The following is a 1,171-nucleotide window of genomic DNA, read 5'->3' on the forward strand; positions in this document are numbered from 1 at the left end:
CCATTCTTGGGAAAGAGGCTTAAATGAGCATACAAACGGACTAGTTAGGCAATATTTTCCTAAAACACAAAGCTTTTTAGATACGACTTCCAAGGATATAGAAAGGGTGGAAACTTTACTAAATAACAGACCTAGAAAGGCTCTCAACTTCGAAACTCCACTAGAAGTGTTTACGAGATTATCTACAAACATGCTATGCTCGGGTGCACAATAGATGTTTTTTCAAGTATTTATATGTTCTTTTTTGTGCACTTCAAGGTTGAAAGGGCCTCCAATATTTAAAAAAATTGAATGGGTAAAAAAAGGGGTTTTGTGATTCACTGTAAGAGTCTGTTTGAAATCTTTTAAATAAGGCATAAAGATAGTTTTCACAAAACATTTGGAAGCAATGATGACCCGCTCTTATCCAAGCGATATCTCTCGTAACCAATTTAGCAAAATCCATCTAATACTTGAGTCTACACGCAAAAAAACACGTCCACGAATAGTTGGTCTATAGTGGTTCCGATTCAATCATATAGAAAAATATTTGTTTTGTGTTAAGCTGTTGAGCATGAAAAAACTGATCCCTAGTCAGATAGCTGACTTAGAACACAAATTAAAGCGTCCAAAAAGACTATTCTGAACGGAATAGGCTTTGTGTAATCTTGGGCTATGATGAGGTGTAATAGACAAGACTTAAATTGACACTTAGTGGTAAATAGCAAAGAAAAACAGCTTTTGCAACTAAGGCATCATGCCTTGGTTGTAAAAGCAGAACCAAAGTGGTAATTTATGAATATAGCAATAGAGAGAAAAGTGATAAAAAATAAACTAGGCCTTTTAAAATTAGCAAAAACGCTAGGAAATGTATCTCAAGCATGTAAGCACATGGGATATTCAAGAAAAAGCTTTTATACATACAAAGAGCTTTATGAAAAAGGCGGAGAAGCCGCATTACAAGAAATCTCTAGAAGGAAACCCTGCCCAAAAAATAGAGTGGAAGAAAAAATAGAAACTAGCGTATTTGCATTTGCTATAGAAAAACCTGCATATGGACAGATCCGAGTTTCCAATGAGATGAAAAAGAAGAGAATTCTTGTTTCTCCTGGAGGGGTCAGATCGATATGGCTAAGGCATGATCTAGAAACATGTAAGAAGAGACTAAAGGCGTTAGAAGCAAAAGCAGCTC

General features: G+C 35.7%; 2 protein-coding genes and 1 pseudogene. All 3 read left to right on the forward strand.

Going from position 1 to position 1,171, the window contains the following annotated elements:
• Nucleotides 1-214: transposase (locus tag RHOW815_RS09500; protein ID WP_502757473.1), on the forward strand; the 214-nt coding region annotated here is incomplete at its 5' end.
• 177 nt (nucleotides 215-391) lie between these two features.
• Nucleotides 392-496: pseudogene (locus RHOW815_RS08760) on the forward strand (IS5/IS1182 family transposase); the annotation flags it as partial.
• Between the two features lie 278 nt (nucleotides 497-774).
• A partial coding sequence (locus RHOW815_RS08155) for a helix-turn-helix domain-containing protein (protein WP_215217787.1) occupies nucleotides 775-1,171 on the forward strand: 397 nt, incomplete at its 3' end.

Origin of the sequence: Candidatus Rhabdochlamydia sp. W815 (assembly GCF_018642185.1) — a bacterium.
GTDB classification, from domain to species: Bacteria; Chlamydiota; Chlamydiia; order Chlamydiales; family Rhabdochlamydiaceae; genus Rhabdochlamydia; species Rhabdochlamydia oedothoracis.